This is a genomic window from Shigella sp. FC1567 (assembly GCF_001743015.1).
Lineage (GTDB): Bacteria > Pseudomonadota > Gammaproteobacteria > Enterobacterales > Enterobacteriaceae > Escherichia > Escherichia coli.
Genome location: NZ_MIIV01000443.1, coordinates 1 through 25438 on the forward strand (window position 1 = coordinate 1; position 25438 = coordinate 25438).

At 51.7% G+C, this 25438-nt stretch carries 22 protein-coding genes, 2 pseudogenes and 1 other annotated feature; of the genes and pseudogenes, 13 read left to right on the plus strand and 11 right to left on the minus strand.

The window, feature by feature from the left end:
• On the plus strand, positions 1-294 hold a 294-nt coding region (locus tag BHE85_RS19400), incomplete at its 5' end, for an integrase core domain-containing protein (protein WP_146627975.1).
• A gap of 42 nt (positions 295-336) precedes the next feature.
• Here BHE85_RS19400 and BHE85_RS19410 read toward each other — a convergent pair.
• From BHE85_RS19410 to acrA, 6 genes and pseudogenes are all read right to left on the minus strand, one after another.
• A pseudogene (locus BHE85_RS19410) lies at positions 337-675 on the minus strand (YlaC family protein); the annotation flags it as partial.
• A 115-nt stretch (positions 676-790) separates the two neighbouring features.
• Positions 791-1342, minus strand: a complete 552-nt coding sequence (gene maa, locus BHE85_RS19415; RefSeq protein ID WP_000102569.1) for a maltose O-acetyltransferase — start codon at positions 1340-1342, stop codon at positions 791-793.
• A gap of 171 nt (positions 1343-1513) precedes the next feature.
• Positions 1514-1732, minus strand: coding sequence for an HHA domain-containing protein (locus BHE85_RS19420; protein ID WP_001291435.1), 219 nt, complete (start codon positions 1730-1732; stop codon positions 1514-1516).
• A 25-nt stretch (positions 1733-1757) separates the two neighbouring features.
• Positions 1758-2132 (minus strand): Hha toxicity modulator TomB, encoded by a 375-nt coding sequence (gene tomB / locus BHE85_RS19425; protein WP_000344809.1) that lies wholly within the window; start codon positions 2130-2132, stop codon positions 1758-1760.
• 545 nt (positions 2133-2677) lie between these two features.
• Positions 2678-5827, minus strand: a complete 3150-nt coding sequence (gene acrB, locus BHE85_RS19430) for an efflux RND transporter permease AcrB (RefSeq protein WP_001132469.1) — start codon at positions 5825-5827, stop codon at positions 2678-2680.
• A 22-nt stretch (positions 5828-5849) separates the two neighbouring features.
• A complete protein-coding gene (gene acrA, locus BHE85_RS19435) occupies positions 5850-7043 on the minus strand; it encodes a multidrug efflux RND transporter periplasmic adaptor subunit AcrA (RefSeq protein WP_011379103.1) in 1194 nt (397 codons plus the stop codon).
• A gap of 141 nt (positions 7044-7184) precedes the next feature.
• On the opposite strand from acrA, the gene acrR reads away from it, so the two are divergent.
• Both acrR and mscK read left to right on the plus strand, forming a co-directional pair.
• On the plus strand, positions 7185-7832 hold the full coding sequence (gene acrR / locus BHE85_RS19440) for a multidrug efflux transporter transcriptional repressor AcrR (protein ID WP_000101737.1): 648 nt from the start codon (positions 7185-7187) through the stop codon (positions 7830-7832).
• A 127-nt stretch (positions 7833-7959) separates the two neighbouring features.
• Positions 7960-11322, plus strand: a complete 3363-nt coding sequence (gene mscK / locus BHE85_RS19445) for a mechanosensitive channel MscK (RefSeq protein WP_000177708.1) — start codon at positions 7960-7962, stop codon at positions 11320-11322.
• Between the two features lie 211 nt (positions 11323-11533).
• Here the strand turns inward: mscK and rsmS are convergent, their stop codons facing one another.
• Entirely contained in the window at positions 11534-11695 is a 162-nt protein-coding gene (gene rsmS, locus BHE85_RS19450) for a pleiotropic regulatory protein RsmS (protein ID WP_000051146.1), read from the minus strand.
• A 13-nt stretch (positions 11696-11708) separates the two neighbouring features.
• Positions 11709-12236: a primosomal replication protein N'' gene (gene priC / locus BHE85_RS19455; RefSeq protein WP_000844866.1), complete on the minus strand. Its 528-nt coding sequence runs from the start codon at positions 12234-12236 to the stop codon at positions 11709-11711.
• A 69-nt stretch (positions 12237-12305) separates the two neighbouring features.
• On the opposite strand from priC, the gene BHE85_RS19460 reads away from it, so the two are divergent.
• The 8 genes from BHE85_RS19460 (at position 12306) to hemH (ending at position 20276) form a co-directional block, all read left to right on the plus strand.
• Positions 12306-12683: a DUF454 family protein gene (locus BHE85_RS19460; RefSeq protein ID WP_001188905.1), complete on the plus strand. Its 378-nt coding sequence runs from the start codon at positions 12306-12308 to the stop codon at positions 12681-12683.
• Between the two features lie 152 nt (positions 12684-12835).
• Positions 12836-13387, plus strand: a complete 552-nt coding sequence (apt, locus tag BHE85_RS19465) for an adenine phosphoribosyltransferase (protein WP_000127356.1) — start codon at positions 12836-12838, stop codon at positions 13385-13387.
• A 128-nt stretch (positions 13388-13515) separates the two neighbouring features.
• Positions 13516-15387 (plus strand): DNA polymerase III subunit gamma/tau, encoded by a 1872-nt coding sequence (gene dnaX / locus BHE85_RS19470; RefSeq protein WP_000122022.1) that lies wholly within the window; start codon positions 13516-13518, stop codon positions 15385-15387.
• Positions 14780-14844: a sequence feature (DnaX frameshifting element), on the plus strand. Its footprint overlaps the gene before it by 65 nt.
• Positions 15388-15439: 52 nt before the next feature.
• Complete coding sequence (locus BHE85_RS19475; RefSeq protein ID WP_000467098.1) at positions 15440-15769, plus strand: YbaB/EbfC family nucleoid-associated protein; 330 nt, start codon at positions 15440-15442, stop codon at positions 15767-15769.
• Positions 15769-16374 carry a recombination mediator RecR gene (gene recR, locus BHE85_RS19480; protein WP_001195032.1) on the plus strand — a complete coding sequence of 202 codons (606 nt, stop codon included), beginning with the start codon at positions 15769-15771 and terminating at the stop codon, positions 16372-16374. Before BHE85_RS19475 ends, recR begins: the two co-directional genes overlap by 1 nt.
• Positions 16375-16483: 109 nt before the next feature.
• Positions 16484-18358 carry a molecular chaperone HtpG gene (gene htpG, locus BHE85_RS19485; RefSeq protein ID WP_000678201.1) on the plus strand — a complete coding sequence of 625 codons (1875 nt, stop codon included), beginning with the start codon at positions 16484-16486 and terminating at the stop codon, positions 18356-18358.
• 179 nt (positions 18359-18537) lie between these two features.
• On the plus strand, positions 18538-19182 hold the full coding sequence (gene adk / locus BHE85_RS19490; protein ID WP_001220233.1) for an adenylate kinase: 645 nt from the start codon (positions 18538-18540) through the stop codon (positions 19180-19182).
• 131 nt (positions 19183-19313) lie between these two features.
• The gene (hemH, locus tag BHE85_RS19495; protein ID WP_001250106.1) at positions 19314-20276 is read left to right on the plus strand and encodes a ferrochelatase; all 963 of its coding nucleotides are present in this window, start codon (positions 19314-19316) and stop codon (positions 20274-20276) included.
• Here hemH and aes read toward each other — a convergent pair.
• Complete coding sequence (aes, locus tag BHE85_RS19500; RefSeq protein WP_000801835.1) at positions 20273-21232, minus strand: acetyl esterase; 960 nt, start codon at positions 21230-21232, stop codon at positions 20273-20275. The two genes, hemH and aes, sit on opposite strands and share 4 nt — an antisense overlap.
• Positions 21233-21383: 151 nt before the next feature.
• On the opposite strand from aes, the gene gsk reads away from it, so the two are divergent.
• On the plus strand, positions 21384-22688 hold the full coding sequence (gene gsk, locus BHE85_RS19505; protein WP_000671574.1) for an inosine/guanosine kinase: 1305 nt from the start codon (positions 21384-21386) through the stop codon (positions 22686-22688).
• Between the two features lie 132 nt (positions 22689-22820).
• Here gsk and ybaL read toward each other — a convergent pair whose 3' ends face one another.
• Positions 22821-24497 (minus strand): YbaL family putative K(+) efflux transporter, encoded by a 1677-nt coding sequence (ybaL, locus tag BHE85_RS19510; RefSeq protein WP_000546228.1) that lies wholly within the window; start codon positions 24495-24497, stop codon positions 22821-22823.
• 237 nt (positions 24498-24734) lie between these two features.
• A pseudogene (gene fsr / locus BHE85_RS19515) lies at positions 24735-25217 on the minus strand (fosmidomycin MFS transporter); the annotation flags it as partial.
• 56 nt (positions 25218-25273) lie between these two features.
• On the opposite strand from fsr, the gene BHE85_RS19520 reads away from it, so the two are divergent.
• A partial coding sequence (locus tag BHE85_RS19520; protein WP_047664789.1) for an IS1 family transposase occupies positions 25274-25438 on the plus strand: 165 nt, incomplete at its 3' end.

Sequence of the window (25438 nt, forward strand, 5' to 3'; positions counted from 1 at the left end):
GATCGAGGTTCACAGTACTGCGCATACGATTACCGGGTCATACAGGAGCAGTCTGGTCTGAAAACATCAATGTCGCGTAAAGGTCACTGTTACGACAACGCTCCGATGGAAAGCTTCTGGGGAACGCTGAAAAATGAGAGCCTGAGCCACTATCGTTTTAATAACCGGGATGAAGCCATCTCAGTAATACGGGAATACATTGAGATTTTCTACAATCGTCAGCGTCGTCACTCTCGTCTGGGGAATATCTCCCCGGCAGCCTTCAGGGAAAAATATCATCAGATGGCTGCTTAAAAAAGAACAAATGGTAGTGTCCGCTATTGCCAGTACACCTCACAGCGCGGCAGGTACAAAGCGCGTGTTGTACCATTCGCCGTTATAGCAAACGCGGAAATCCAGCACGTCGATATCTTCATAGCGGTAGCGTGGGTAGACATCGAAAAAGAAGAAACCATTAAGCAGGATAAATAATACAACCAGTAGCCAGACAGAGCCTGACAGCGTTTCGGACTGCAACATCACCGCCAGGGTGGCAAAAAAAGCAACGTACATACCGATAAACAGCCCCGGATGTTTACGGATAAAACTGATACTAAAGCGGGGTTTGTTGTCGCGTTTTTCGCGGGTATTCAGAGACTCAATCGTTTCGGTCAGCAGGCGTTGTATTTCGGTCATCGTTTGCCTTCGTGGTATCTGCAACTTTCCAGGGAACACCCTATTTTAACGTGGGAATAGTAGAGGGGAAGTAACAGATCTACCACAATTTTGCATAACAGTTGCGAAAAACCGATTACAATTTTTTAATTATTCTGGCTGGATTACCGCCCACGACAACGTTGTCCGGGACACCTTTTGTGACAACTGCACCTGAAGCTACCACGACGTTATCACCAATGGTCACACCAGGGTTAATGACCGCGCGTCCGCCAATCCAGACGTTATTACCGATGGTGACGGGTTTCCCCAGTTCAGCACCGCTATTACGTGCTACAGGGTCGATGGGATGTGTTGCCGTGTAGATATGAACGCCTGGTGCCAACATACAGTTATCACCGATGCGAATAGGGCAGACATCAAGCATCACGCAATCGAAGTTGGCGAAAAAATTATTGCCGAGAAAAATGTTATAGCCATAATCACAGCGAAACGTTGGCTCAATATAAGCCTCTGTCACCTGACCGAATAAATCAGCGAGAATTTGCTGGCGTAATGTGTGCTCTTCCGCCAGGGAATGATTGTATCGGTGAATAAGCTGACGAGCGCGCAGGCGATCGCGAGATAACGTCTCATCTGCCGAGCGATACAACTCACCAGCAATCATCTTTTCTTTTTCTGTGCTCATTACTGACCTCCGGTTGCTGAAAATGCGGCAACACAGTAAGACGAAAAGTCAGTGAACAGAACGTTCCCATTACATCTGTGTGATAAAGATCACATAGGGTATGTCTTCATGGTGAAAAAGTATAAAATTCTTAATAAACAGCCGGTTATAGCTCCGAAAGCGAATTATTTATTAGCGAATAAATTTCCATACTGAGGAAGGGATCTTGTCGTATAGTTTATTCATGGTCAATTCGGCGAGGCGGTGATCTGCGGCTGAGTAAAATACCGCCAGTTCATTATCTGATAATTCGTATTTATTTTTCTCGATAACACGCTCCAGCGTGTCAATTGTCTGGCAACGACGTAAACGCATTAAATAATCGGTTTTCGTTAAAGGTTTTTCGGACATACTTCTACCCATGGTTGTAATAATTCTAACAAGATAAACTCGCAGGATTCTCTTTCGTCGCATTGACAAAACAACGGAATAGTCGATTACCTGACTTCCGCCATTTCTGAAGATCCTGCATATTAATACCATAACTACTGAACAACATAAAGGTGTCATCCAGATATTCGTCGATCTGCTCAATGAGCTTATTGTCTTCATTATACTTAATTTTGTAATTAAGTGCGAAGGTCGCAATATGCTCAATCAGTTCATTCAACTGGAGGTTGATCGCCGAGGTTGGGTCGTTAACCCAGCCATAATTGCTTTCTTCAAGGTTTGCAAGGCAGTCATGATACAGGGTTTCACAGAGAAACTTAAGCTGTGCGATATCATGTCTTTTGGGTGAGTATTCATCCATAACGCGTCCCCTTCTTAGCGGTTGAACTAACGGACACCTTTCGGGATGGAAAAAACTTACTGACCTGGACTTGCCCTCTCGTTTGTTAGCTTAACTATAAGCCACTCTTTGCAGGTATTCATTGCATTATTACGAAAAATTACAATTAGGAAGGAATCGGGACAGGACTCACTTTTTCATACTAGCACTAACCCGCAGCAGGTAAAAGCAGTTTGCTCGAACTGTTCATAACATTTCAGGATTATCGCCAGATGAAATTGGTGACACTAATACCAGGATTGCTCTGAATATGACGTAATAACCGAGGAATGAATAAAGAATTACCGCAAATAATTAAGAATAGCCTCTAAATGATTATGGATTATTAAATCTATTAGCGCTACTTAATATAAATTAACTAACAATCAGTATTTTTTATGAATTTTATCCGTGGTTAATACTGGTTTTCGTATGAGATCCTGAGTTGGTGGTTCAATTACTCCTTAATGTTCGTAGGTTATGCATAAAAAAGGCCGCTTGCGCGGCCTTAGTGATTACATGTTGTATCAATGATGATCGACAGTATGGCTGTGCTCGATATCTTCATTCTTGCGGCTAAAGCGGCGGCGAACCACCACAAAGAATACCGGAACGAAGAAGATTGCCAGTACCGTTGCGGTCACCATCCCGCCCATTACACCGGTACCTACTGCGTTCTGCGCGCCGGAACCAGCACCAGTACTGATAACCAGCGGCATAACGCCGAGGATAAACGCCAGCGAGGTCATCAGGATCGGACGTAAACGCATCCGCACTGCATCAAGCGTCGCTTCAATCAGACCTTTACCTTCTTTATCCATCAAGTCTTTGGCGAATTCGACGATAAGTATCGCGTTCTTCGCCGACAACCCAATGGTTGTGAGCAGGCCTACTTGGAAGTAAACGTCATTGGTCAGGCCACGGAAGGTGGCAGCCAGCAACGCACCGATAACCCCCAGCGGAACGACCAGCATAACGGAGAACGGAATCGACCAGCTCTCGTACAGCGCCGCTAGACACAGGAATACGACAATCAACGAAATCGCGTACAGTGAAGGTGCCTGGTTGCCGGAGAGGCGTTCCTGATAGGACATCCCCGTCCAGTCATAGCCAACACCGGTAGGCAGTTTGCTCGCCAGTTGTTCCATTAGCTCCATTGCTTCACCGGTACTTTTACCCGGTGCCGCCTGGCCTAAGATTTCCATGGATGGCAGGCCATTGTAACGTTCCAGACGCGGCGAACCGTACTCCCAACGAGAAGAGGAGAATGCCGAGAACGGCACCATCTGACCATCAGCAGCACGAACATACCAGTCGCCGATATCATCCGGCAGCATACGGTATTTCGCTTCTGACATGACGTAAACTTTCTTCACACGACCGCGGTCGATAAAGTCGTTCACATAGCTACCGCCCCATGCAGCGCCCAGAGTGGTGTTAATGTCGTTGATAGAAACACCCAGCGCCTGCGCTTTTTCCTGGTCGATATCAATCTTAAACTGCGGGGTATCTTCCAGACCGTTTGGACGTACGCTGGTCAACATATCAGGATGCTTTGCTGCTTCTGCAAGCAGCTGGTTACGCGCCTGAGTCAGTTTTTCGTGACCAAGGCCAGCCTGGTCAATCAGCTCAAAGTCAAAGCCGGTTGCAGTACCCAGTTCCACGATTGCGGGCAGGTTAAAGGCGAAAACCATCGCATCTTTGATTTGCGAGAAAGCGCGTGTTGCACGCATGGTAATCGCTTCAACTTTGTTTTCTTCGCCCGGACGATCGGCCCAGTCCTTCAAGGAAACGAACGCAATACCGGTATTCTGACCACGTCCCGCAAAGCCGAAGCCGTTAACGGCGAACACCGACTCAACGTTGTTCTTTTCTTTGGTCAGATAGTAATGCGTTACCTCATTGAGCACTTTCTGCGTACGTTCCTGCGTTGCACCTGCTGGCAGCTGAACCATGGTCATAAATACGCCCTGGTCCTCATCTGGCAAGAAGGAGCTTGGCAGACGCACGAACAGATAGGCCATGCCGACCACGATGATCAGATACAGCACCAGGTAACGCCCCGTACTGCGCAGAATACCGCCTACGCTGTCGGTGTAGTGGTGCGTGCTCTTCTCGAACATGCGGTTAAACCAGCCGAAGAAGCCTTTTTTACCTTCCCCGTGATCGCCTTTGGCAATCGGTTTCAGCATGGTGGCACAAAGAGCCGGAGTCAGGATCAACGCTACCAGTACCGACAGCGCCATTGCTGAAACAATGGTAATAGAGAACTGACGATAGATAGCACCAGTAGAACCGCCAAAGAAGGCCATCGGTACGAATACCGCTGACAGTACCATCGCGATACCGACCAGAGCGCCCTGAATCTGCCCCATCGACTTACGGGTAGCTTCTTTTGGCGGCAAACCTTCTTCCGCCATAACACGCTCCACGTTTTCTACCACAACGATAGCGTCATCCACCAACAAGCCGATGGCGAGCACCATCCCGAACATTGTTAGCGTGTTTATCGAGAAGCCAAAGGCGGCAAGGACGGCAAAGGTCCCGAGCAATACCACCGGTACGGCAATGGTCGGAATCAACGTCGCGCGGAAGTTCTGCAGGAACAGATACATAACCAGGAACACGAGGATGATCGCTTCGACCAGCGTTTTAACCACTTCGTGAATAGAGATTTTCACGAACGGCGTGGTGTCGTACGGGTAAACAATTTTCAGACCCGACGGGAAGAACGGTTCCATCTTCGCCAGTTCAGCACGGATTGCCGCAGCGGTATCCAGCGCATTTGCACCGGTCGCCAGCTTGATCCCCAGACCGGAAGCCGGTTGGCCGTTAAACTCTGCGATGATGTCGTAGTTCTCACCACCCAGCTCAATCTTCGCCACATCACGCAGCAGGACGCGGGAACCATCCTGATTCACTTTCAGCAGGATTTTGCCGAACTCTTCAGTAGAGGTCAGACGCGTCTGAGCAATAATAGAGGCGTTAAGCTGTTGGCCTTTCACCGGCGGCGTACCACCGAGCTGACCCGCCGCAACCTGGGCGTTCTGCGCTTTGATGGCGGTAATGACATCAACCGGCGTTAGCTGGAATTTGTTCAGCTCATTCGGGTTCATCCAGATACGCATCGCGTACTGTGAACCGAACAACTGAACATCACCCACGCCCGACGTACGGCTGATGGCATCTTTCATATTCGCCGCTACGTAGTCAGAGATATCCTCCTGCGTCATGGTGCCATCGGTGTTGATAACGCCGACAACCATCAGGAAGCTGCTGGATGATTTCTCAACGCTCACCCCTTGCTGCTGAACTTCTTGCGGCAGCAACGGCATCGCCAGCTGCAGTTTGTTCTGCACCTGAACCTGCGCGATATCCGCATCAGTACCAGACTCAAAGGTCAGGGTGATCTGCACGGTCCCCGTGGAGTCACTGTTAGAGGACATGTACATCAGGTTATCGATACCGTTCATATTCTGTTCGATAACCTGTGTCACCGTGTCCTGCACTGTTTTCGCATCAGCGCCGGGGTAGGAGGCGGAGATCGTTACTGCCGGCGGTGCAATCGTAGGATATTGCGCCACCGGCAGTTTGAGGATCGCCAGCCCCCCTGCCAACATGATGATAATGGCGATCACCCACGCAAAAATCGGGCGATCGATAAAGAAATTAGGCATGTCTTAACGGCTCCTGTTTAAGTTAAGACTTGGACTGTTCAGGCTGAGCACCGCTTGCGGCTTGCTGGTTATTATCAGCGGTAACTTCTTGTGCTTTTACCTGGACACCAGGACGCACTTTCTGCAGCCCACTTATTACTACGCGATCGCCTGCTTTCAGACCTTCTGTCACCAGCCACTTATCGCCAATAGCCTGGCTTGCAACGATCGGACGGGTTTCCACTTTGTCATCCGCGCCAACTACCAGTACGGTGGCATCACCACGCGGCGTACGGGTTACGCCCTGTTGCGGGACTAAAATAGCGTTTGGATTAAGCCCTTCTTCCAGACGTGCGCGCACGAACATACCCGGCAGCAGAGTGTGATCCGGGTTCGGGAAGATAGCGCGTAGGGTGATAGACCCAGTGGTCTGATCAACGGTAACGTCAGAGAATTCCAGCGTACCGTCCTGCGGGAACTTAATGCCGTCACTGGTGATCAGCGACACTTTGGCTTTGCCGTTCTCTTGTTTCAGCGTGCCATTCGCCAGTTCCTGTTTCAGGCGCAGGAAGTCGTTGCTGGACTGGGTCACATCAACGTAGATCGGATCAAGTTGCTGCACGGTTGCCAGCGCAGTCGCCTGACCGTTCTGTACCAATGCGCCTTCCGTCACGTTCGACTTACCAATGCGACCGCTAATCGGAGCGGTGACTTTGGTGTAAGCCAGATTGATCCGCGCAGTTTCAACGGCAGCTTTCGCCGCAGTTACCGCAGCATTCGCCTGTTGCGCATCAGCCAGAGCCTGATCGTACTCTTGCTTACTGATGTACTGAGTACCGAGCAGTTTCTGATAACGATTCACCGTCAATTGCGCGATATTGGCTGCAGCCTGGGCTTTCGCCAGATCACCTTTCGCACTGTCGTATGTCGCCTGATAGGTCGCAGGATCAATCTGATAGAGAGAGACACCAGCTTCGATGTCGCTACCTTCTTTGAAATTACGCTTCAGGATAATCCCGCTAACTTGAGGACGAACTTCTGCGATCCGGTAGGCACTGGTGCGACCCGGAAGCTCGGTTGTGATCTGCAGAGGTTCAGTTTTGACTGTTACTACGCCAACGGCGGGCATCTGCTGGCCACCTTGTTGGGCCTGTTTGTTGTCACATCCTGTTAGGGCTAAGCTGCCTGAGAGCATCAGAACGACCGCCAGAGGCGTAAACCCTCTGTTTTTGTTCATATGTAAACCTCGAGTGTCCGATTTCAAATTGGTCAATGGTCAAAAGTTAATAAACCCATTGCTGCGTTTATATTATCGTCGTGCTATGGTACATACATTCACAAATGTATGTAAATCTAACGCCTGTAAATTCACGAACATATGGCACGAAAAACCAAACAAGAAGCGCAAGAAACGCGCCAACACATCCTCGATGTGGCTCTACGTCTTTTCTCACAGCAGGGGGTATCATCCACCTCGCTGGGTGAGATTGCAAAAGCAGCTGGCGTTACGCGCGGTGCAATCTACTGGCATTTTAAAGACAAGTCGGATTTGTTCAGTGAGATCTGGGAACTGTCAGAATCCAATATTGGTGAACTAGAGCTTGAGTATCAGGCAAAATTCCCTGGCGATCCACTCTCAGTATTAAGAGAGATATTAATTCATGTTCTTGAATCCACGGTGACAGAAGAACGACGTCGATTATTGATGGAGATTATATTCCACAAATGCGAATTTGTCGGAGAAATGGCTGTTGTGCAACAGGCACAACGTAATCTCTGTCTGGAAAGTTATGACCGTATAGAACAAACGTTAAAACATTGTATTGAAGCGAAAATGTTGCCTGCGGATTTAATGACGCGTCGGGCAGCAATTATTATGCGCGGCTATATTTCCGGCCTGATGGAAAACTGGCTCTTTGCCCCGCAATCTTTTGATCTTAAAAAAGAAGCCCGCGATTACGTCGCCATCTTACTGGAGATGTATCTCCTGTGCCCCACGCTTCGTAATCCTGCCACTAACGAATAACCCTGAATCTGACTCCAGGATTTTTCCTGGACATTTTCGTCGTTGCTATTCTGGTTCACTGCGTCGTGATATTCTTGCGGTTTGACTTTTTCAGGTCGTTCTTCAGGTTCAGAAACCTTCATTCATCATGACTATGTTCCAGTATTACAAACGATCACGGCATTTTGTTTTTTCAGCATTTATTGCTTTTGTTTTTGTCTTGTTATGCCAGAACACGGCGTTTGCGCGGGCGTCATCGAATGGTGATCTGCCGACAAAAGCGGACCTGCAGGCGCAACTTGACTCACTAAATAAACAAAAAGATCTTTCTGCTCAGGACAAACTGGAGCTGCAGGATCTGACAGATACATTAGCCACCCTCGATAAAATCGATCGCATAAAAGAAGAGACAGTTCAGCTACGGCAAAAAGTCGCTGAAGCGCCGGAAAAAATGCGCCAGGCGACCGCGGCGTTAACAGCACTTAGCGATGTCGATAACGACGAAGAAACGCGCAAAATTCTGAGTACGCTTTCGTTGCGCCAGCTGGAAACTCGCGTTGCCCAGGCGCTGGACGATTTGCAAAACGCACAAAACGATCTGGCGTCTTATAACAGCCAGCTGGTTTCGTTACAGACGCAGCCCGAACGCGTGCAAAATGCGATGTATAACGCTTCGCAGCAGCTGCAACAAATTCGCAGTCGTCTGGATGGGACTGATGTCGGCGAGACTGCCTTACGTCCCAGCCAGAAAGTGTTAATGCAGGCTCAGCAGGCGTTGCTGAATGCGGAGATTGACCAGCAGCGTAAAAGCCTGGAAGGGAACACCGTCTTGCAGGATACCTTGCAAAAGCAACGTGATTACGTGACGGCGAACAGCGCCCGTCTGGAGCACCAGTTGCAGCTGTTGCAAGAAGCGGTAAACAGCAAGCGCCTGACTTTAACTGAAAAAACGGCGCAGGAAGCCGTCTCCCCGGATGAAGCCGCGCGTATTCAGGCTAATCCGCTGGTGAAACAGGAACTGGAAATTAACCAGCAGTTAAGTCAGCGTCTGATTACCGCGACTGAAAACGGTAATCAGTTGATGCAGCAAAACATTAAAGTCAAAAACTGGCTGGAGCGGGCGCTGCAATCGGAACGCAATATTAAAGAGCAGATTGCCGTCCTGAAGGGCAGCCTGCTGTTGTCTCGTATCCTTTACCAGCAACAACAAACGCTGCCCTCGGCGGATGAACTGGAAAACATGACCAACCGCATCGCGGATTTGCGTCTCGAACAGTTTGAAGTTAACCAGCAGCGTGATGCACTCTTCCAGAGCGATGCGTTCGTCAACAAACTGGAAGAAGGTCACACCAACGAAGTCAACAGCGAAGTTCACGATGCGTTATTGCAAGTGGTTGATATGCGTCGCGAATTGCTGGATCAACTCAACAAACAGTTGGGTAACCAGCTGATGATGGCCATTAACCTGCAAATCAACCAGCAGCAGTTAATGAGCGTATCGAAAAACCTGAAATCCATCCTGACTCAGCAAATCTTTTGGGTGAACAGTAACCGTCCAATGGACTGGGACTGGATCAAAGCGTTCCCGCAAAGCCTGAAAGATGAATTTAAGTCGATGAAAATCACGGTGAACTGGGAAAAAGCCTGGCCTGCCGTTTTTATCGCTTTCCTCGCCGGTTTGCCGCTGCTGTTGATTGTCGGGCTGATCCACTGGCGTCTGGGCTGGCTGAAAGCGTATCAACAAAAACTGGCTTCCGCTGTGGGTTCCCTGCGTAACGATAGCCAGCTCAACACACCAAAAGCGATCCTTATCGACCTGATCCGCGCGCTGCCGGTGTGCCTGATTATTCTCGCGGTTGGCTTGATTCTGTTGACCATGCAGCTCAACATCAGCGAACTGCTATGGTCGTTCAGCAAAAAACTGGCGATTTTCTGGCTGGTGTTTGGCCTGTGCTGGAAGGTACTGGAGAAGAACGGCGTTGCCGTGCGTCACTTCGGCATGCCGGAACAGCAGACCAGCCACTGGCGTCGGCAAATTGTCCGCATCAGTCTCGCATTGCTGCCTATCCATTTCTGGTCTGTGGTGGCAGAACTTTCCCCGCTGCATCTGATGGATGATGTGCTGGGGCAAGCGATGATTTTCTTCAACCTGCTGCTGATTGCCTTCCTGGTATGGCCAATGTGCCGCGAAAGCTGGCGTGATAAAGAGTCGCACACCATGCGACTGGTCACCATTACCGTGCTGTCGATTATCCCGATTGCATTGATGGTGCTGACTGCCACGGGTTATTTCTACACCACGCTGCGCCTCTCCGGGCGTTGGATTGAAACCGTTTATCTGGTGATCATCTGGAACTTGCTCTACCAGACGGTATTGCGCGGCTTAAGCGTAGCGGCGCGGCGTATCGCCTGGCGTCGTGCGCTGGCGCGTCGGCAGAATCTGGTGAAAGAGGGCGCAGAAGGTGCCGAACCGCCGGAAGAACCCACCATTGCACTGGAACAGGTTAACCAGCAGACGCTGCGTATTACCATGTTGCTGATGTTTGCGCTGTTCGGTGTCATGTTCTGGGCAATTTGGTCCGATTTGATCACCGTGTTCAGCTATATCGACAGCATTACGCTCTGGCATTACAACGGTACTGAAGCTGGCGCTGCGGTGGTGAAAAACGTCACCATGGGCAGTCTGTTGTTTGCGATTATCGCCTCAATGGTGGCCTGGGCGTTGATTCGCAACCTGCCTGGTTTGCTGGAAGTGCTGGTGCTCTCGCGACTGAATATGCGCCAGGGCGCGTCGTATGCCATTACTACCATCCTTAACTACATCATTATTGCCGTTGGTGCGATGACGGTGTTCGGATCGCTGGGCGTCTCTTGGGATAAACTCCAGTGGCTGGCGGCAGCATTATCCGTAGGTCTTGGTTTTGGTTTACAAGAAATTTTCGGTAACTTCGTCTCCGGTTTGATCATTCTGTTCGAACGTCCGGTGCGTATTGGCGATACGGTAACCATTGGTAGCTTCTCGGGGACGGTAAGTAAGATCCGTATTCGTGCGACAACGATTACCGATTTCGATCGCAAAGAAGTGATCATCCCGAACAAAGCGTTTGTTACCGAGCGTCTGATCAACTGGTCGTTGACTGACACTACTACGCGTCTGGTGATCCGTCTCGGCGTGGCCTATGGCTCCGATCTGGAAAAAGTGCGTAAAGTGTTACTGAAGGCGGCGACTGAGCACCCAAGGGTGATGCACGAACCAATGCCGGAAGTCTTCTTTACGGCGTTTGGTGCCAGCACGTTGGATCATGAGCTGCGTCTGTATGTGCGTGAACTGCGTGACCGTAGTCGTACTGTCGATGAGCTGAACCGTACTATCGATCAGCTGTGCCGTGAAAACGACATCAACATTGCCTTTAACCAGCTTGAAGTGCATCTGCACAACGAGAAGGGCGATGAGGTGACGGAAGTAAAACGCGACTACAAAGGCGATGACCCGACGCCAGCGGTAGGGTAATAACCAAAGGGGGCGACATTTAGTTGCCCCGAGATTACTGACAAAGTGCGCGTTGTTCATGCCGGATGCGGCGTGACCGCCTTATCCGGCCTACGAAACCGCAAGAATTCAATGTATTGCAGGAGCGGTGTAGGCCTGATAAGCGTAGCGCATCAGGCAGTTTTGCGTTTGCCCACAATCTTAGGGGACATTTAGCGGCCCCATTTATTTCTCACTTTTCCGCCTCATCATCGCGCGTTAATTTCTTTTCATAATCGCGTTTTACAATATCCAGCGCGCGCAGCACGGTGCGGGCTGGGATCTGATTTTCTTCCAGCAGCACAATCAAATCGACAGCCAGTTTGACATCGTCAGGGGCATTTTCCAGTGACATACTCTCTCCATTGCTAGCGGGTTAAGCGCGCTAGCCTGTTTTCGATTTTTTCCAGCGCATGGCGGCAGCGTGCCAGGCGCGCTTCATAGGCTTCCACTTCACGATGCAGCGTTTGCTGTTCCACGAGATCGGTCACCCGCGCCAGGCGGGCTCTGCGTTCGGCAACCATCTCACGTAGCCGCCGCTCAAAATCCTGATGCTGAATACGTTTACGCTGCCAGCGGGCAATTTTCGGTGGCGCACTGTCCCACTCGCGCAATGACCAGGCGGAGGCTTCACGCGCGATGGCTTCCAGTTGTGCCGCCAGATGTTCCGCCAGCCAGGCCACTTGCGGCAGCTGTTGCTGCTCAACTGCATGACGAAGCGCAGCCAGATTATCGCCAGCCTCATCGAGACAAGCCTGCAGTGTTGTCGTACGGGTTTGAAAAAGGTGTCTGTCAAAACGGGCACTTAGCGTGGCAAATTGCGCTACCGGGGCACAACGCTGACGCAGCGTAGCGAGCTGTCCTTCCAGTTTTTCCAGCAGCAGGGCGGTTTTCACGATAAGACCTCAATGAAAATGATAATTGTTATGCTAAAGTAGCCACTCTGTAAGCTGACAACACTCAATATGCAACGAATCATTTTAATCATCATTGGCTGGCTGGCGGTAGTGCTGGGTACGCTGGGCGTGGTATTACCGGTATTACCGACGACGCCGTTTATCCTGCTGGCGGCCTGGTGCTTTGCCCGTTCTTCCCCGCGCTTTCACGCCTGGTTGCTGTACCGCTCATGGTTTGGCAGCTATCTACGTTTCTGGCAGAAACATCATGCGATGCCGCGCGGCGTCAAACCGCGGGCGATTTTGCTTATTTTGCTCACGTTTGCCATTTCTCTGTGGTTCGTCCAGATGCCATGGGTGCGCATCATGTTGCTGGTAATTCTCGCCTGTTTGCTTTTCTATATGTGGCGAATTCCGGTGATTGATGAAAAGCAAGAAAAGCACTGAAGCACAACAATCGCAGTTGCAATTATTGCGTACAGCCAGTACATTCTGGCGTTTTCGAGCACAGGCGCAGGCGGTCAAAGGTTAAACAACTGTTACTTTTGATACGTTTAAAACGCGCCGTGAGTACCACCGTAACAAGCAGGCATACACTTATGACCGCGACTGCACAGCAGCTTGAGTATCTCAAAAATAGCATCAAAAGCATTCAGGACTACCCAAAACCCGGCATTCTTTTCCGCGATGTCACCAGCTTACTGGAAGACCCGAAAGCTTACGCTCTCAGCATCGACTTGCTGGTTGAGCGTTACAAAAATGCGGGCATTACCAAAGTTGTCGGCACCGAAGCGCGTGGCTTCTTGTTTGGCGCTCCGGTAGCTCTGGGTCTGGGCGTTGGCTTTGTACCGGTCCGTAAACCGGGCAAACTGCCGCGTGAAACCATCAGTGAAACTTACGACCTGGAATACGGCACCGATCAGCTGGAGATCCACGTTGATGCCATCAAACCGGGCGACAAAGTTCTGGTGGTGGACGATCTGCTGGCAACCGGCGGCACTATCGAAGCGACCGTTAAACTGATCCGTCGTCTGGGTGGTGAAGTGGCTGACGCTGCGTTCATTATCAACCTGTTCGATCTCGGCGGCGAACAGCGTCTCGAAAAACAGGGCATTACCAGCTACAGCCTTGTCCCGTTCCCGGGCCATTAATTATCGCCAGTCTTGTGCTGCCCACGCTACGGACAGCACAAGATGTGCATTCAGCCTCGCCGTTCTGACGGGGCTGTGTTAGCATTACCCCTTCGTGAATCCACCTTCCAGCGTTTCAGAGCCTGCCAATGAGTTATCAGGTCTTAGCCCGAAAATGGCGCCCACAAACCTTTGCTGACGTCGTCGGCCAGGAACATGTGCTGACCGCACTGGCGAACGGCTTGTCGTTAGGGCGTATTCATCATGCTTATCTTTTTTCCGGTACCCGTGGCGTCGGAAAAACCTCTATCGCCCGACTGCTGGCGAAGGGGCTAAACTGCGAAACCGGCATTACCGCGACGCCGTGCGGCGTGTGCGATAACTGTCGTGAAATCGAGCAGGGGCGCTTTGTCGATCTGATTGAAATCGACGCCGCCTCGCGCACCAAAGTTGAAGATACCCGCGACCTGCTGGATAACGTCCAGTACGCTCCGGCGCGTGGTCGTTTCAAAGTTTATCTGATCGACGAAGTGCATATGCTGTCGCGCCACAGCTTTAACGCACTGTTAAAAACCCTTGAAGAGCCGCCGGAGCACGTTAAGTTTCTGCTGGCGACGACCGATCCACAGAAATTGCCGGTGACGATTTTGTCGCGCTGTTTGCAATTTCATCTCAAGGCGCTGGATGTCGAGCAAATTCGCCATCAACTTGAGCACATCCTCAACGAAGAACATATCGCTCACGAGCCGCGGGCGTTGCAATTGCTGGCGCGCGCCGCTGAAGGCAGCCTGCGAGATGCCTTAAGTCTGACCGACCAGGCGATTGCCAGCGGTGACGGCCAGGTTTCAACCCAGGCAGTCAGTGCGATGCTGGGTACGCTTGATGACGATCAGGCGCTGTCGCTGGTTGAAGCGATGGTCGAGGCCAACGGCGAGCGCGTAATGGCGCTGATTAATGAAGCCGCTGCCCGTGGTATCGAGTGGGAAGCGTTGCTGGTGGAAATGCTCGGCCTGTTGCATCGTATTGCGATGGTACAACTTTCGCCTGCTGCACTTGGCAACGACATGGCCGCCATTGAGCTGCGGATGCGTGAACTGGCGCGCACCATACCGCCGACGGATATTCAGCTTTACTATCAGACGCTGTTGATTGGTCGCAAAGAATTACCGTATGCGCCGGACCGCCGCATGGGCGTTGAGATGACGCTGCTGCGCGCGCTGGCGTTCCATCCACGTATGCCTCTGCCTGAGCCAGAAGTGCCGCGCCAGTCCTTTGCACCCGTCGCGCCAACGGCAGTAATGACGCCAACCCAGGTGCCGCCGCAACCGCAATCAGCGCCGCAGCAGGCACCGACTGTACCGCTCCCGGAAACCACCAGCCAGGTGCTGGCGGCGCGCCAGCAGTTGCAGCGCGTGCAGGGAGCAACCAAAGCAAAAAAGAGTGAACCGGCAGCCGCTACCCGCGCGCGTCCGGTGCCATCGGCGCTGGAAAAAGCGCCAGCCAAAAAAGAAGCGTATCGCTGGAAGGCGACCACTCCGGTGATGCAGCAAAAAGAAGTGGTCGCCACGCCGAAGGCGCTGAAAAAAGCGCTGGAACATGAAAAAACGCCGGAACTGGCGGCGAAGCTAGCGGCAGAAGCCATTGAGCGCGACCCGTGGGCGGCACGGGTGAGTCAACTTTCGCTACCAAAACTGGTCGAACAGGTGGCCTTAAATGCCTGGAAAGAGGAGAGCGACAACGCAGTATGTCTGCATTTGCGCTCCTCTCAGCGGCATTTGAACAACCGCGGTGCACAGCAAAAACTGGCTGAAGCGTTGAGCACGTTAAAAGGTTCAACGGTTGAACTGACTATCGTTGAAGATGATAATCCCGCGGTGCGTACGCCGCTGGAATGGCGTCAGGCGATATACGAAGAAAAACTTGCGCAGGCGCGCGAGTCCATTATTGCGGATAATAATATTCAGACCCTGCGTCGGTTCTTCGATGCGGAGCTGGATGAAGAAAGTATCCGCCCCATTTGATCGTAAGCACAGCTTACGTTCGTCATCCTTAACGTGATTGAGAGAGAAACCTATGTTTGGTAAAGGCGGTCTGGGTAACCTGATGAAGCAAGCCCAGCAGATGCAAGAAAAAATGCAGAAAATGCAGGAAGAGATCGCGCAGCTGGAAGTCACCGGCGAATCTGGCGCAGGTCTGGTAAAAGTGACCATCAACGGTGCACACAACTGCCGTCGCGTAGAGATCGACCCGAGCCTGCTGGAAGACGACAAAGAGATGCTGGAAGACCTGGTGGCTGCAGCATTCAACGACGCAGCACGTCGTATTGAAGAAACGCAGAAAGAAAAAATGGCCTCTGTATCCTCCGGAATGCAGCTGCCGCCTGGCTTTAAGATGCCGTTCTGATGCAAACCAGCCCGCTGTTAACACAGCTTATGGAAGCACTGCGCTGTCTGTCGGGCGTTGGCCCGAAGTCGGCGCAGCGTATGGCGTTCACGCTGCTTCAGCGCGATCGTAGCGGCGGGATGCGTCTGGCGCAGGCGCTCACCCGGGCGATGTCGGAAATCGGCCACTGCGCCGATTGCCGCACTTTCACCGAACAGGAAGTCTGTAACATCTGTTCGAATCCGCGTCGTCAGGAAAACGGTCAAATCTGTGTGGTGGAGAGTCCGGCGGACATCTACGCCATTGAGCAGACGGGGCAGTTTTCTGGTCGTTATTTTGTGTTGATGGGGCATCTGTCACCGCTGGACGGCATCGGTCCGGATGATATCGGGCTTGATCGTCTGGAACAGCGTCTGGCAGAGGAAAAAATCACTGAAGTGATCCTCGCCACCAATCCCACGGTTGAAGGTGAAGCTACCGCTAACTACATTGCCGAGCTTTGCGCGCAATATGACGTGGAAGCTAGCCGAATCGCTCATGGCGTACCGGTTGGCGGCGAACTGGAAATGGTCGATGGCACCACGCTGTCACACTCCCTTGCCGGGCGTCATAAGATTCGTTTTTAAGCAAACGAGAGCAGGATCACCTGCTCTCGCTTGAAATTATTCTCCCTTGTCCCCATCTCTCCCTCATCCTGTTTTTAACCTTAAAATGGCATTATTGAGGTAGACCTACATGAAAGGACAAGAAACTCGTGGTTTTCAGTCAGAAGTGAAACAGCTTCTGCACCTGATGATCCATTCTCTCTATTCCAATAAAGAAATCTTCCTGCGTGAGCTTATCTCTAACGCCTCCGATGCGGCGGACAAGCTGCGTTTCCGTGCGCTATCTAACCCGGACCTGTACGAAGGTGATGGCGAACTGCGCGTTCGTGTCTCTTTCGATAAAGACAAGCGCACGCTGACCATCTCCGATAACGGCGTGGGGATGACCCGCGACGAAGTGATTGACCATCTGGGGACTATCGCTAAATCCGGTACCAAATCATTCCTCGAATCCCTGGGTTCTGACCAGGCGAAAGACAGCCAGCTGATCGGTCAGTTTGGTGTTGGTTTCTACTCTGCGTTTATCGTGGCCGACAAAGTGACTGTGCGTACTCGCGCGGCAGGCGAAAAACCAGAAAACGGCGTCTTCTGGGAATCGGCTGGCGAAGGTGAATATACCGTTGCCGACATCACCAAAGAAGATCGTGGTACTGAAATCACCCTGCATCTTCGTGAAGGCGAAGACGAGTTCCTCGATGACTGGCGCGTGCGTTCCATCATCAGCAAATACTCCGACCATATCGCGCTGCCGGTAGAGATCGAAAAACGCGAAGAGAAAGACGGCGAAACCGTTATCTCCTGGGAGAAAATCAACAAAGCGCAGGCGCTGTGGACTCGTAACAAGTCGGAAATCACCGATGAAGAGTACAAAGAGTTCTACAAACACATCGCCCACGACTTTAATGATCCGCTGACCTGGAGCCACAACCGCGTTGAAGGTAAGCAGGAGTACACCAGCCTGCTGTACATCCCGTCCCAGGCTCCGTGGGATATGTGGAACCGTGATCATAAACACGGCCTGAAACTGTACGTCCAGCGTGTGTTCATCATGGACGACGCAGAACAGTTCATGCCGAACTATCTGCGCTTCGTGCGTGGTCTGATTGACTCCAGCGATCTGCCGCTGAACGTTTCCCGTGAAATCCTCCAGGACAGCACGGTAACGCGTAACCTGCGCAATGCGCTGACCAAGCGTGTGCTGCAAATGCTGGAAAAACTGGCGAAAGACGACGCGGAAAAATACCAGACCTTCTGGCAACAGTTTGGCCTGGTACTGAAAGAAGGTCCGGCGGAAGATTTCGCTAACCAGGAAGCGATCGCCAAACTGCTGCGTTTTGCTTCTACCCATACCGATTCTTCTGCGCAGACCGTATCTCTGGAAGACTACGTTTCCCGCATGAAAGAAGGGCAGGAGAAAATCTACTACATCACCGCAGACAGCTATGCGGCAGCGAAGAGCAGCCCGCACCTGGAACTGCTGCGTAAGAAAGGCATCGAAGTTCTGCTGCTTTCCGACCGCATCGATGAGTGGATGATGAACTATCTGACTGAGTTCGACGGTAAACCGTTCCAGTCGGTGTCTAAAGTTGACGAGTCGCTGGAAAAACTGGCTGACGAAGTTGATGAGAGCGCGAAAGAAGCGGAGAAAGCACTGACTCCGTTCATCGACCGTGTGAAAGCCTTGCTCGGCGAGCGCGTGAAAGATGTCCGTCTGACTCACCGTCTGACCGATACGCCAGCGATCGTTTCGACCGACGCGGACGAAATGAGCACTCAGATGGCGAAACTGTTCGCTGCGGCGGGCCAGAAAGTGCCAGAAGTGAAATACATCTTCGAACTGAACCCGGATCACGTACTGGTGAAACGTGCGGCAGATACTGAAGATGAAGCGAAGTTCAGCGAGTGGGTAGAACTGCTGCTGGATCAGGCGCTGCTGGCAGAACGCGGCACGCTGGAAGATCCGAACCTGTTTATTCGTCGTATGAACCAGCTGCTGGTTTCCTGATGTCATGCCGGATGACCTTTGTGTCATCGGCATTTTTCTTTTCATCATCAGCACTTTCCGCAAATTATCTCGCCATTAACCGTTTCAGCCTCAGGTGCCTTTCTTGAGGCAATCGCCTGTTGGTGGTATCGTTTATCGCTTTTTCAAAAAATTCGACACATTTTAAGGGGATTTTCGCAATGCGTATCATTCTGCTTGGCGCTCCGGGCGCGGGGAAAGGGACTCAGGCTCAGTTCATCATGGAGAAATATGGTATTCCGCAAATCTCCACTGGCGATATGCTGCGTGCTGCGGTCAAATCTGGCTCCGAGCTGGGTAAACAAGCAAAAGACATTATGGATGCTGGCAAACTGGTCACCGACGAACTGGTGATCGCGCTGGTTAAAGAGCGCATTGCTCAGGAAGACTGCCGTAATGGTTTCCTGTTGGACGGCTTCCCGCGTACCATTCCGCAGGCAGACGCGATGAAAGAAGCGGGCATCAATGTTGATTACGTTCTGGAATTCGACGTACCGGACGAACTGATTGTTGATCGTATCGTAGGCCGCCGCGTTCATGCGCCGTCTGGTCGTGTTTATCACGTTAAATTCAATCCGCCGAAAGTAGAAGGCAAAGACGACGTTACCGGTGAAGAACTGACTACCCGTAAAGACGATCAGGAAGAAACCGTACGTAAACGTCTGGTTGAATACCATCAGATGACTGCACCGCTGATCGGCTACTACTCCAAAGAAGCGGAAGCGGGTAACACCAAATACGCGAAAGTTGACGGCACCAAGCCGGTTGCTGAAGTTCGCGCTGATCTGGAAAAAATCCTCGGCTAATCAAGCCGCAGCAGATCTGCTTTCGGGCAGGTCTGCTCATCCACCTCAGGCAATACCTCTCACAGCAATTAGTTCTTCTTCCTCACTTTTCCGCTACAATTATCAACAAGTTGAATCGATAAGAGGCGGTAATGCGTCAGACTAAAACCGGTATCCTGCTGGCAAACCTGGGTACGCCCGATGCCCCCACACCTGAAGCGGTAAAACGCTATCTGAAACAATTTTTAAGCGACAGACGCGTGGTTGATACCTCACGGTTGTTATGGTGGCCATTGCTGCGCGGCGTTATTTTGCCGCTGCGCTCGCCGCGTGTGGCGAAGCTGTATGCCTCTGTCTGGATGGAAGGTGGCTCGCCGCTGATGGTTTACAGCCGCCAGCAACAGCAGGCGCTGGCACAACGTTTACCGGAGACGCCTGTAGCGCTGGGAATGAGCTACGGCTCGCCATCACTGGAAAGCGCCGTCGATGAACTCCTGGCAGAGCATGTAGATCATATTGTGGTGCTGCCGCTTTATCCGCAATTCTCCTGTTCTACGGTCGGTGCGGTATGGGATGAACTGGCACGCATTCTGGCGCGCAAACGTAGCATTCCGGGGATATCGTTTATTCGTGATTACGCCGATAACCACGATTACATTAATGCACTGGCGAACAGCGTACGCGCTTCTTTTGCCAAACATGGCGAACCGGATCTGCTGCTGCTCTCTTATCATGGCATTCCCCAGCGTTATGCAGATGAAGGCGATGATTACCCGCAACGTTGCCGCACAACGACTCGCGAACTGGCTTCCGCACTGGGGATGGCACCGGAAAAAGTGATGATGACCTTTCAGTCGCGCTTTGGCCGGGAACCCTGGCTGATGCCTTATACCGACGAAACGCTGAAAATGCTCGGAGAAAAAGGCGTAGGTCATATACAGGTGATGTGCCCGGGCTTTGCTGCGGATTGTCTGGAGACGCTGGAAGAGATTGCCGAGCAAAACCGTGAGGTCTTCCTCGGTGCCGGCGGGAAAAAATATGAATATATTCCAGCGCTTAATGCCACGCCAGAATATATCGAAATGATGGCTAATCTTGTTGCCGCGTATCGCTAAAGCTGAGCGGTAAAGAACTGAGCGCCGTCGCGAAGAGCCTCGTCGGCGGTTTTCATCATTCGTGAATAATGCAAAAAGGCATGCAGCGTACCTGGGTAGAGTTTGAACTCACAGGGCTGCTGATGCGCCGCTAACGTCTGGTAAAGCAGACGGCTGTCATCCAGCAGCGGATCGAACTCCGCCCCGGCAATAAAACAGGGCGGAACTTCGCGAGTGAGATCATTATTAAACAGACAGTAATACGGTGACTCGCGGTCCGCGTCGTTGCTTAAATACGCCTCTTCATACATCTGCAAATCCTGTTGCGTTAAGCCATCCCAGACACCGCCCAACAGACGACGAGTCACGGAATCCCGTAATCCGTAAAGCCCATACCACAGCAAAACACCCACAATTTTACCGCAATCGATCTGTTTATCACGCAACCACAACGCACTGGCGAGCGCCAGCATGGCACCTGCGGAATCACCGGCAAAGCCAATGCGGGACATATTGATTTGATAATCCTCCGCCTGCTGGTGGAAATAACAACAAGCAGCCACAATTTCCTCTATCGCTTGCGGAAAACGCGCTTCAGGTGAAAGGGGGTAATCAATACCAATCACCGTACATTGGCTGTAGCTTGCCAGCAGGCGCATGATGCGATCGTGGGTATCGAGATTGCCGAGAATAAAACCGCCTCCATGCAAATAAAATAGCGTCGCCGGGCTATCTGGCTGCGGACAAAAGAGACGTGTTTCCACCTGCCCATATTTTGTTGGAACCATGTAAGCTCTGGTTGCCATTTCTGGAGCGCCCGCATTCCAGAATCGGCGCTCAAGCGTGTAATACTGTCGTTGCTCAGCAATCGTTCCCGTTGCGGGCCAGGACGGTAAATCCGGCTGAAGAGTATTCACAACGGTCTTCATTTCAGCAGAAATAAGGTCCAGAACAGGTAGTTTGTTTTCCGGCTTCATACAAAAACTCCTTTCAAATTACGTCATTGTAAGGAACCACTGCCATGAAAATGCGATCCCGCCTGCTGATATTGAAACTGGCTGCGTCTCGCGCGCTCCCGTCAGATTGTGTTAACATTCGCCGCTCAGTTAACCACCCGTAAAAACAACCATGAAATTTCCCGGTAAACGTAAATCCAAACATTACTTCCCTGTAAATGCACGCGATCCGCTGCTTCAGCAATTCCAGCCAGAAAACGAAACCAGCGCCGCCTGGGTCGTAGGTATTGACCAGACGCTGGTCGATATTGAAGCGAAAGTGGATGATGAATTCATTGAGCGTTATGGATTAAGCGCCGGGCATTCACTGGTGATTGAGGATGACGTAGCCGAAGCGCTTTATCAGGAGCTAAAACAGAAAAACCTGATTACCCATCAGTTTGCGGGTGGCACCATTGGTAACACCATGCACAACTACTCGGTGCTCGCGGACGACCGTTCGGTGCTGCTGGGCGTCATGTGCAGCAATATTGAAATTGGCAGTTATGCCTATCGTTACCTGTGTAACACTTCCAGCCGTACCGATCTTAACTATCTACAAGGCGTGGATGGCCCGATTGGTCGTTGCTTTACGCTGATTGGCGAGTCCGGGGAACGTACCTTTGCTATCAGTCCAGGCCACATGAACCAGCTGCGGGCTGAAAGCATTCCGGAAGATGTGATTGCCGGAGCCTCGGCACTGGTTCTCACCTCTTATCTGGTGCGTTGCAAACCGGGTGAACCCATGCCGGAAGCAACCATGAAAGCCATTGAGTACGCGAAGAAATATAACGTACCGGTGGTGCTGACGCTGGGCACCAAGTTTGTCATTGCCGAGAATCCGCAGTGGTGGCAGCAATTCCTCAAAGATCACGTCTCTATCCTTGCGATGAACGAAGATGAAGCCGAAGCGTTGACCGGAGAAAGCGATCCGTTGTTGGCATCTGACAAGGCGCTAGACTGGGTAGATCTGGTGCTGTGCACCGCCGGGCCAATCGGCTTGTATATGGCGGGCTTTACCGAAGACGAAGCGAAACGTAAAACCCAGCATCCGCTGCTGCCGGGCGCTATAGCGGAATTCAACCAGTATGAGTTTAGCCGCGCCATGCGCCACAAGGATTGCCAGAATCCGCTGCGTGTATATTCGCACATTGCGCCGTACATGGGCGGGCCGGAAAAAATCATGAACACTAATGGAGCGGGGGATGGCGCATTGGCAGCGTTGCTGCATGACATTACCGCCAACAGCTACCATCGTAGCAACGTACCAAACTCCAGCAAACATAAATTCACCTGGTTAACTTATTCATCGTTAGCGCAGGTGTGTAAATATGCTAACCGTGTGAGCTATCAGGTACTGAACCAGCATTCACCTCGTTTAACGCGCGGCTTGCCGGAGCGTGAAGACAGCCTGGAAGAGTCTTACTGGGATCGTTAAGTTATCGTCGGTTCGTAGGCCAGATAAGGCGTTCACGCCGCATCTGGCATTTGGCTCTCGATGCCTGATGCGACGCTGGCGCGTCTTATCATGCCTACATATTTTTCATATTTTACATCCGGCAACCACCGTTTACCCCGTCACCACCTCACCCGCCGGTGGCGTTTCCAGCAGTTCCAGCATGGTACGGGCGATTTCACGCTCGCCCATCACTACCTGATTCGCACCACGTTCGGTGATATACGCCACTTCATCGTCATAATGGGCGCGGGCAATAATCTCAATATCCGGATTTTTCGCGCGGGCAGATGCCACAATCTCACCCGCTTCATAACCGTTGGGAATCGTCAGGATCAGCCATTTTGCACATTCCAGATGCGCCAGTTGCATAATTTCTTCGTTCGCCGCATTGCCCAATACTGCGCGGACCCCGCGCTCTCGCAGCTCATCAACACGGGTTCGTGACGTCTCAATCACCACCAGCGGAATATCAGAGGCGAGCAATTTCTCCCCCAGCAGGCTGCCTACACGACCGTAACCCACCAGTAGCGCATGGTTGCAAATATCCACTGGGATCTGCTTCTCTTCTTCGATTGCCTCTTCCAGCGTCTGCTCTTCCAGCGTTTCGGTCTTCGCCAGATATTTCTCCAGTAGTGCGAACAGTACCGGGTTGAGCATAATCGACAGGATCGCCCCTGCCAGTACCAGGTTTTGTCCGGCCTGCGGCAGTAAATTCAATGCCATTCCCAGTCCCGCCAGGATAAACGCGAACTCACCAATCTGCGCCAGGCTGGCGGCGATGGTTAATGCCGTACGTTGGGAGTGACCAAACAGTCGCACCAGGAAAAATGCGGCTAACGACTTACCAAACAGAATAATCGCCAGCGTCGCCAGCACTGCCAGCGGTTGCTGAATCAGAATTAACGGATCAAACAACATCCCGACGGAGACAAAAAACAGCACCGCAAACGCGTCGCGCAATGGCAGCGTATCGTGGGCGGCACGGTGACTCAGTTCAGACTCGTTCAGTACCATCCCGGCAAAGAACGCACCGAGTGCAAAGGAGACATCAAACAGCTCTACCGCACCAAAGGCAATCCCTAACGCCAGCGCCAGCACCGACAGGGTAAACAGCTCGCGAGAACCGGTTGCCGCGCTGCGTGCCATAATCCACGGCACCAGACGGCGACCTACCAGCATCATAATGGCGATAAATGCGATCACTTTGCCGATGGTGATCCCCATATCGACTGCAAGAGTGGCAAAGCCCACATCGCCCTGTTCCATCATTCCTGCCACTGCGGGCAGCAACACCAGCGTCAGAACCATTACCAGGTCTTCCACAATCAACCAACCGATGGCGATTTGCCCACGCTGACTGTCAATTAATTGCCGTTCTTCAAGTGCGCGCAGTAACACCACGGTACTGGCGGTGGAAAGACATAAACCGAACACGATACCGGTCATTAACGACCAGCCCAGCACGGCAGAGAGCGCCATACCCAGCAGCGTCGCCACGGCTATCTGGGCGATCGCACCGGGAATGGCGATGGCCTTTACCGCCATCAAATCCTTCAGCGAAAAGTGCAAACCGACGCCAAACATCAACAGAATGACGCCCAGTTCAGCCAGTTCCGGCGCAAGCTTGGTATCGGCAACAAAGCCCGGAGTGAATGGTCCTGCCAGCACACCCGCTAACAGATATCCCACCAGAGGAGAAATACGTAGTTTATTGGCCAGCATGCCGAGGATAAAGGCGAGCACAAGGCCGCCAACAATGGTGGTGATAAGCGGGGTGGCGTGATGCATTCCGTCTCCTTTTCCTGGTGGTTATTGTCCATTTTTGGCCGGGAAAACCAAAATTACAGGTAATAGTTTATGACAATTTCATTGATGATGTTCATGAATAATTATTGAATTTTGCAGAAAAATGGAATTAGCTGCAAAAAAAGCACGGATCGGAAAACAGAAGGCGGTTTAACAGAGGAAAGGCTTATGGCGACTGTAAAACGATGCAGCCAAAGTTTGCCTTTGGCTGCAATGAAATCAGTCTTTATGCCGGTTATCAGGCAGGAATATGGTCAACATCCCCAATAGTGGCAGGAAAGCACAGATTTTATAGACTAACTCGATGCTGGTGTGATCGGCGATAAGCCCCAGAACTGCCGCTCCCAGACCTCCCATGCCAAAAGCAAAACCGAAAAAGAGTCCAGAAACCATACCGATACGTCCCGGAAGTAGCTCCTGAGCGTAGACCAGAATGGCAGAGAATGCCGAAGCGAGGATAAATCCAATAATCACCGTTAAAACCCCCGTCCAGTGCAGGCTGGCGTAGGGTAAAATCAGCGTAAACGGCGCAACGCCGAGGATAGAGCCCCAAATCACATATTTCCGTCCAATTTTATCCCCTACAGGCCCGCCGATCACCGTACCTGCCGCAACGGCAAACAGGAAGGCAAACAGATGAAGCTGGGCATTCTGGATAGATAATCCGAATTTTTGCATCAGATAAAAGGTGTAATAGCTGCTGGGTAATGCTGCCAACTTACTGATTTAGTGTATGATGGTGATTTTAAGGTGCTTGCGTGGCTTCCATTTCCATCAGATGTCCTTCCTGCTCCGCTACTGAAGGCGTGGTGCGTAACGGCAAAAGCACTGCCGGACATCAGCGCTATCTCTGCTCTCATTGCCGTAAAACATGGCAACTACAGTTCACTTACACCGCCTCTCAGCCCGGTACGCACCAGAAA

Coding starts and splice junctions, on each gene's coding strand:
- maa (WP_000102569.1), bottom strand. CDS start 1,342: ATGAGCACAGAAAAAGAAAAGATGATTGCTGGTGAGTTGTATCGCTCG.
- BHE85_RS19420 (WP_001291435.1), bottom strand. CDS start 1,732: ATGTCCGAAAAACCTTTAACGAAAACCGATTATTTAATGCGTTTACGT.
- tomB (WP_000344809.1), bottom strand. CDS start 2,132: ATGGATGAATACTCACCCAAAAGACATGATATCGCACAGCTTAAGTTT.
- acrB (WP_001132469.1), bottom strand. CDS start 5,827: ATGCCTAATTTCTTTATCGATCGCCCGATTTTTGCGTGGGTGATCGCC.
- acrA (WP_011379103.1), bottom strand. CDS start 7,043: ATGAACAAAAACAGAGGGTTTACGCCTCTGGCGGTCGTTCTGATGCTC.
- acrR (WP_000101737.1), top strand. CDS start 7,185: ATGGCACGAAAAACCAAACAAGAAGCGCAAGAAACGCGCCAACACATC.
- mscK (WP_000177708.1), top strand. CDS start 7,960: ATGACTATGTTCCAGTATTACAAACGATCACGGCATTTTGTTTTTTCA.
- rsmS (WP_000051146.1), bottom strand. CDS start 11,695: ATGTCACTGGAAAATGCCCCTGACGATGTCAAACTGGCTGTCGATTTG.
- BHE85_RS19460 (WP_001188905.1), top strand. CDS start 12,306: ATGCAACGAATCATTTTAATCATCATTGGCTGGCTGGCGGTAGTGCTG.
- apt (WP_000127356.1), top strand. CDS start 12,836: ATGACCGCGACTGCACAGCAGCTTGAGTATCTCAAAAATAGCATCAAA.
- dnaX (WP_000122022.1), top strand. CDS start 13,516: ATGAGTTATCAGGTCTTAGCCCGAAAATGGCGCCCACAAACCTTTGCT.
- BHE85_RS19475 (WP_000467098.1), top strand. CDS start 15,440: ATGTTTGGTAAAGGCGGTCTGGGTAACCTGATGAAGCAAGCCCAGCAG.
- recR (WP_001195032.1), top strand. CDS start 15,769: ATGCAAACCAGCCCGCTGTTAACACAGCTTATGGAAGCACTGCGCTGT.
- htpG (WP_000678201.1), top strand. CDS start 16,484: ATGAAAGGACAAGAAACTCGTGGTTTTCAGTCAGAAGTGAAACAGCTT.
- adk (WP_001220233.1), top strand. CDS start 18,538: ATGCGTATCATTCTGCTTGGCGCTCCGGGCGCGGGGAAAGGGACTCAG.
- hemH (WP_001250106.1), top strand. CDS start 19,314: ATGCGTCAGACTAAAACCGGTATCCTGCTGGCAAACCTGGGTACGCCC.
- aes (WP_000801835.1), bottom strand. CDS start 21,232: ATGAAGCCGGAAAACAAACTACCTGTTCTGGACCTTATTTCTGCTGAA.
- gsk (WP_000671574.1), top strand. CDS start 21,384: ATGAAATTTCCCGGTAAACGTAAATCCAAACATTACTTCCCTGTAAAT.
- ybaL (WP_000546228.1), bottom strand. CDS start 24,497: ATGCATCACGCCACCCCGCTTATCACCACCATTGTTGGCGGCCTTGTG.